This is a genomic window from Rickettsia endosymbiont of Culicoides newsteadi (assembly GCF_002259525.1).
GTDB lineage: Bacteria > Pseudomonadota > Alphaproteobacteria > Rickettsiales > Rickettsiaceae > Tisiphia.
In genome coordinates this window covers 1-7,301 of the sequence record NZ_MWZE01000103.1, presented here as the reverse complement: position 1 = coordinate 7,301, position 7,301 = coordinate 1, and the positions used below count along the sequence as shown (strand labels likewise).

Genomic DNA, 7,301 nt, shown 5'->3' with positions numbered 1-7,301 from the left:
CTCTTAAGAAAAATAAACCTTCCATAAATTGCAATTTCGACTTTCCTCTAAATTATAACCTTATCCCGAATTGACGTGTATTGAAATAATTAGTATAATAAAAATAATGACCTTGAAAAAACCTACTATAGAAGAAGCCCAAGAGGCAGTTAGAACTTTATTGCGATTTATTGGTGAGGATCCAAATAGAGAGGGGTTAGCGAAAACTCCTGATAGAGTAATAAAAACTTATCAAGAGATGTTTTGTGGATACAATAAAAATGTAGAAGAAATATTATCTACTAAATTTTATGAGACTGGTAACTTTCAGGACTTCATTCTATTAAAAGACATAAAGTTTAATTCTTTTTGCGAACACCATTTGTTACCAATAAATGGTACGGTTGATATAGCTTATATACCAGATAATTGTATAATAGGTATCAGTAAATTTGCCAGAATAGTTGATGTTTTTGCAAAAAGACTACAGATTCAAGAAAAAATGACAGTACAAATTGCTGAAACATTACAGAAATATATTAAGCCTATGGGTGTTGCGGTCAGGATTTCTGCATTACATAGTTGCATGACTCTTAGAGGTGTTATGCAAAATGATAGTATTATGAATACTATGCATTATACTGGTATATATTTAGAGCAGCAGAAATATCGTCATGAATTTCTAAATATTATTGCCAAAAAATAATCAAAGAAAGAGCTATGTTACTATCAAAATATTTTTTACCCGTGCTAAAGGAAGAGCCAGTAGAGGCTCAAGTAGTTTCTCACAGATTGATGCTTAGAAGTGGTATGATAAGACAACAATCTGCTGGAATTTATAGCTGGTTGCCTATGGGATTAAAAGCCCTAAAAAATGTTGAAAATATTGTCCGACTTAATATGAATAAAGTAGGTGCCATTGAAATATTAATGCCTTGTATTCAACCAGCATCTTTATGGATGGAATCTGGAAGATTTGAGAATTACGGTAAGGAAATGTTAAAATTCCAGGATCGCCATGATAATACGTTATTATTTGGACCTACTAATGAAGATATGGTTACCGATATTTTTAGAAATAATATTAAGTCCTATAAAGATTTGCCAAAAAACTTATATCATATTCAGTGGAAATTTAGGGATGAAATTAGACCTCGCTTTGGGGTGATGCGTGGTAGAGAGTTCTTAATGAAAGATGCGTATTCTTTTGATATAGACCAAATAAGTGCGATAAAAACTTATAATCAGATGTATCTAGCATATATGCAAACTTTTCGTGATATAGGACTCCGTGTAATCCCAGTACTTGCTGATAATGGTCAGATTGGTGGGGATTTAAGCCATGAGTTCCATATTCTTGCCACTAATGGTGAGAGTACTATTTTTTATGACAAAAAATTTCTATCTTTAATAGATCAGGAAAATTTAGATATTGAAAAATTACAATCCTTATATGCGGTAGCAGAAGAAAAACATGTTCATGATAAATGTTTGTTAACAGAAGAGAATCTTGCTAGTAGTAAGGCTATAGAGGTTGGGCATATTTTTTATCTTGGTACAAAATATTCTAAAGCAATGAAGGCTCTAGTAAATGCTAGTGATGGGAGTCTTGTGCCAGTGGAAATGAGTTCATATGGTATAGGTATTTCAAGACTTTTAGCCGCCATAATTGAATCAAGTCATGATGATAAAGGGATTATATGGCCTCCAAATATTGCTCCTTTTATGGTATCAATATTAAATTTGAATATACTTGATAGTAAATGCAATGAACTATCACAAAATCTATATGATCAGTTTGTAGCGAATAAAATAGAGGTATTATACGATGATACAAATGAGAGAGCTGGTAAAAAATTTGCCACTCATGATCTTATAGGTTCACCGTACCAAATAATTATTGGTTCCAAAAACTCTGAGAAAGATGTGGTCGAATTAAAAGATCGTAAAACAGGAATAACAGAAGAGTTAACAGTAGAAAATGTTGTTACCTACCTCTCTAAAATTCTTTCTTATATGTAAGTTATGACTCTAGACAAGCCAAAACATGACGAAATCTTTCGCAAATCTATGGAGAATCCCATAGTTGCTAAAGAGTTTTTGGCAACTCATTTGCCTAAAGATGTGTTGGCTTTAATCGATAGCACAACTGTAAAATTAGAAAAAGATAGTTTTATTGAGCCAGACCTTTCTGAAACTATTTCTGATGTATTATTTTCTGTTAAGTTTAATGATCAGGATGGCTATATTTTTTTGCTATTGGAACATCAAAGTACTGTTGATAAAATGATGGCATTTAGGTTATTTAAATATATGATTAATATTTGTGATCTATATTTAACTACTAATCCTAAAGCTAAACGCCTTCCAGTAATTTATCCCCTAATACTTTATAATGGCAAGAAGAAATATAACGCATCGCTCAATATATGGAATTTATTTAGCCATCCAGATTTAGCCAGAGGTTTTTGGACAAATGATTGTCAGCTTATTAATGTACATGATATTCCTGATGAAGAACTTAAGGAAAAAGTATGGTCTGGGATTTTGTTATTTTTCCTCAAGCACATCCACGAACGTCAATTACTGAAAAGATGGCAAGAAATCTCTTATCTCTTGCCTAAATTGAGTAAAATAACAATAGGTCATGACCACATAAGAAATCTATTGAGCTATACTTTGACCTTTATTGAGCAAAGTGATAAAATAGAGTTAGAAAAAATACTAAAAAATAATTTAACTAAAGAAAAAGGAGAAGAACTTATGCCTAGTATAGCTCAAGTATGGAAAGAAGAAGGGATTCAAATCGGAGAAGCTAGAGGTAGAGCCGAGGGTGAAGCTAAATTAATAAAAATGATGATAAACAATGGTAGCTCTATTGAAGAAGTAGCGAGAATTACTGGACTATCTATNTTAACTAAAGAAAAAGGAGAAGAACTTATGCCTAGTATAGCTCAAGTATGGAAAGAAGAAGGGATTCAAATCGGAGTGCAAGATGGTATTAAAATCGGAGTACAGGATGGTATTAGAATCGGAGAAGCTAGAGGCGAAGCTAAATTAATAAAAATGATGATAAACAATGGTAGCTCAATTGAAGAAGTAGCGAAAATTACTGGACTATCTATTACTAAAATCAATGAACTATTGAAAATGCAGTAAACTGGTTAGCTATAGGCTGTGCAACATTACCCCAAATCAATTATAGATGAAATATGTGGCTAAAATATCTTACATATATAACATTACTAATTAGTGTTATATCATTATGGCTTCCTGTGAAAGGCAAATTTAAACCATGGCAATTATTTCTATCTATTTCTCTAGTCTTATCTTTTGTTAGTAATATAGCAAGCCTGTTTGCTATTTTAGCAATTTTGTTGTTTTTTTATTTAGTATTTTCGTATCATAAATCTTCTACTAAATTGAAATATGTCTTATGGAGTTTAGTGTTCGTACTTGGATTAATGTTAGAACTGCATTTAATTCCAGGATTTGATAATTTATTAGTTTTAGATAAAATACAATTCACTCCAGATGCTTTACCGTTTACACTATATTTAAACTTAGATAAGACAATTGTCGGTTTAATTATTATAGGTTTAACTTTAGATTTAGCATCTACTTGTAGCGAACTGAAAATATTACTCTTGCAAGTTTTTTATAGATTACCAATTATTCTATTAGTAATAATAGTGTTATCTATTGCATTTGAGTACATCAAATTTGCACCAAAGATACCACAAAATTTATGGATATGGGTAATCAATAATTTATTTTTTACATGCGTTGCTGAGGAAGGATTATTTAGAGGATTTTTCCAAGAATCATTAAATCAGTTAAAATATAAATATTCTAAGGATATAGCCATACTAATACCTGCACTTTTCTTTGGAGTGATGCACTATCCAGGAGGGCTAAAATACGTAATTTTAGCTACAGTAGCTGGAGCTTTATATGGATGGATATATAAAGTAACGAAAAGAATTGAAGTAAGTATACTTGTTCATTTTATGCTTAATTTAACTCATATTTTACTTTTTACTTATCCAGCTGTTAATAAGCTTTGAAGACTGGTACAGATAATGGATTAGGAACAAGCATAAACTGCCGGTTATATGGAAAAGCTTATACAGCAATTTGAGAGGACGTATGCAAATTGGTGATAACTTCTTCGTCAGATCGCAATGGCTAAATTCTTAATCGGATTAGCTATATCCCAAATTCAGTGATATATAGTCAATTCAGGGGAATTTGGGGCTAGGAACGATGGAGCGATGCCTATAAGTAATAGGCGAGCATTGAGCGACGACGTCACCAACTTCCTATCAATTGACTATAGTTTCTATTTTTAACGTTTTTGATATATACCTAAGAGACCATCGGGGATAATTACTTTAGTTATTTCTAACAATCTCCTAGTAATATTGGATCTTGGATAATCTTTTATGATAATAAAAATAATTATATCTACTATCATTGCTATTTCATTGTTAATATGCTCTATATTAGTTGCTGTAAACTTTGTTGACTATAATTCTGTCAGTAACAGTTTTGTCAATGAATTAAAAATTTCTCCTCAAAATCTAAAAAACATAAAAATAACTAAATTTCCTATAACTTATTTGACTATTGATCGTATAAAAGAAGATGGAAGGCTAGAATTAGAAAATATAAAAATTTACTTTGCTCCGTGGTCATTATTAATTCTTAGACCAAAAATTAGTGCTGTAACCATAAATAATGCCACAATATATTCAGATGAGCAGGATTTTGACATTATAAACCATGATAGGATAGTTAGTTCATTGATAATAAATGGTATAATAGATATAAATTTTGATGTTAAAAATCTGACTATTTTAAATAAAGATAACCAACCTATTCTTACTTTAAATAACTGCTCTCTATTTAAAAACAACCCTGTTTCTAGTAAAATTTCATTCAAGGGAAATGGGGGGTATGTAGGAAAATTATCCGGATTCTTTGAAAGAAATGCTAATCAAATAAATCTTGACCTTACTATTGCTAATAGTGATTATAATTTTCACCTGTTAGAAACCTATATAGACTCTAAACTGATAAATGGCAAAGCAGAATATCTAATACAACATTTAGCTGATATATTACATATTCTTATACCAGATTTAGATTCTTTGTTTAGAAGATTTAATCCGAATGAAAAGATAAATATAAAATTTGATATTTTACCTACTCCCCAATTACTTAAGCTAGAAAATATAATTATAGATTCTAATTCACTAGCAGGTAATGGTTCAATATATTTGAATAAAAGTGATGATGTTACTAGTATAATAAAATTACATTTTCCTAAGATAGATACAAAATCACTGATTACCTCATCAAATAATATTAAACAATTTAGCAATTCAATTTTTGGGTTAAGGTTTCTCTTTGAGAATAAATCAATTATCACCAATATTTTAGTTGATCAAATAATATTAAATAACGATGAGGTATTAAATAATACTAAAATTTTGCTTAATTTAGACAAAGGGGTATTAGTGGTTAATGATTTTTCTGGTACAATAAAATCCGGAGGAAATTTTCAATTTGTAGGTAATGTAACTCAAAACTCAGTAAGAAGTATATTTGACGGCACAATTTACTTGCAACATAATGACCTTAATTCTGTATTGAATACTTTAGGTTATCAACAGGCAGTTAGTAAAAAGCCTACAGCTTTTATTTTATCCTCAGATTTAAAACTAACTTTAATAGATGTATATTTACAAAATCTTATGCTAAAAACTGAGAATACTAAAGTTACCGGTAATATTACGGCTAGATTTATTGGTTCTATGCCACATTTTATAGCTATTCTTGACTTTTCCTCGATAGATTTAAATAGAGAGGATTATCCAATAATTTCACCATTGGTAAAATTTGTCAAAAGTTTGTCAGAAAATATGAAAGATGAATCCTACTTAGCTAAATATATTCCCATTAGAACAGTTAATTATTTAGGTAATTTTGATATCACGATCAATGATATAATTATGGGAGATAATTCATTTGGGAAAGCATATATATTAGCAAATATTTCGCCAGGTAATATTGAAATTAGTAATCTTGATATAAGAACCAATAGTGATTACATCAATCTTAGTGCCAATTTGTTAGCAAATAATATTAAACCACAATTAGAAGTTACAATAAATGATGGTTCTCTTAATGTTAACTATTTAACTGCTGAATCTTTACTTAATCTACGAAATAAATTACTAAATGAATTTGATTTAGAAAAAATAGAGTTAAAATTAGATGGCATGTTATCAAAAATAACGCAGAATGATCTAGTATTACAAAATATTAAATTTGCTTTAGCAAATAACAATACCTTATTTAAAATCAGTAACCTTGAAGCAAATTTACTTTCTGGTAAATTAGCAGCAGAAGGTAATATTTTATTAGATCCATATACTCTTAACTTTGTTTATGCCCTAAATTCTATTGATTTAGCTCAATTATCTAATATTTTTCCGAAAGGGTTACTAAACAATTATGGGGGGATGAGTATCAATGGAACACTCGCCACTAATGGTGATAGTTTAAAAAAATTGTTATATGAGCTTAGCACTCAATCAGAGTTTGTCGTAAAAAATGCTAAAATCAGTAACTTTTCCATTGATTCATTTATAGAAAAAGTTAATAATAAAGATTATAATCTTAAATATTTAAAAGAAGATTTAGCCTATGCTATGTATCAAGGGCAAACTGAATTAGATAGTTTGCGTGGCAACATTCAGTTAAAAAATGGCATAGCTACAATAAAAGATGTAGTATTTAATACGAAATATACTAGTGGGTCTGCATCATTAGCTGTAAATGTATATAATTGGGACATGACATTATCTTCAATATTATCTTTCTATATAGCAGACTCAAAACTTAATTTAAATGACTCTAGTAATCAAAATACTCCTATAAATCTTAAAATAAAAACATCGGGTACTATATTAGACCCTATAAAAACGTTAGATGAAACTAAATTAACAAAGGCTTTAGAGAACAAAAAAAAATCCACAGTTATAAAACAATAATTTTAACCTTGCCGACTAGTAATATTATTCTATAGTCATGTATGGACCTACCCGATAATGCAAGAAAAAAATAATATATAACAGCAAAAAAATCGAATGCAGTCATGTATCCGGCTTATAGTTAATAAATTACTTTAAATTTACCCTATAGCCCTGATGGAATTCGCTGGCTTACAAACTTATACCCACATTCCGCTGGAATGATATAGGAATGAAATAATTATTGAATAATTAAGAGAAAAAGTATTAACTAAGAATGAG

At 29.7% G+C, this 7,301-nt stretch carries 5 protein-coding genes; all 5 read left to right on the top strand.

Features of this window, described 5'->3' with window-relative positions:
• Positions 1-106 precede the first annotated feature (106 nt).
• On the top strand, positions 107-685 hold the full coding sequence (folE, locus tag RiCNE_RS06100; RefSeq protein ID WP_192866950.1) for a GTP cyclohydrolase I FolE: 579 nt from the start codon (positions 107-109) through the stop codon (positions 683-685).
• Between the two features lie 14 nt (positions 686-699).
• Positions 700-2,001 carry a proline--tRNA ligase gene (gene proS, locus RiCNE_RS06095; RefSeq protein WP_094649695.1) on the top strand — a complete coding sequence of 434 codons (1,302 nt, stop codon included), beginning with the start codon at positions 700-702 and terminating at the stop codon, positions 1,999-2,001.
• A gap of 3 nt (positions 2,002-2,004) precedes the next feature.
• Positions 2,005-3,138 carry an Rpn family recombination-promoting nuclease/putative transposase gene (locus RiCNE_RS06090; protein WP_094649694.1) on the top strand — a complete coding sequence of 378 codons (1,134 nt, stop codon included), beginning with the start codon at positions 2,005-2,007 and terminating at the stop codon, positions 3,136-3,138.
• A gap of 53 nt (positions 3,139-3,191) precedes the next feature.
• A complete protein-coding gene (locus tag RiCNE_RS06085; protein WP_094649693.1) occupies positions 3,192-4,046 on the top strand; it encodes a CPBP family intramembrane glutamic endopeptidase in 855 nt (284 codons plus the stop codon).
• A 378-nt stretch (positions 4,047-4,424) separates the two neighbouring features.
• Positions 4,425-7,040, top strand: a complete 2,616-nt coding sequence (locus RiCNE_RS06075; protein ID WP_094649692.1) for an AsmA-like C-terminal region-containing protein — start codon at positions 4,425-4,427, stop codon at positions 7,038-7,040.
• Positions 7,041-7,301 lie beyond the last annotated feature (261 nt).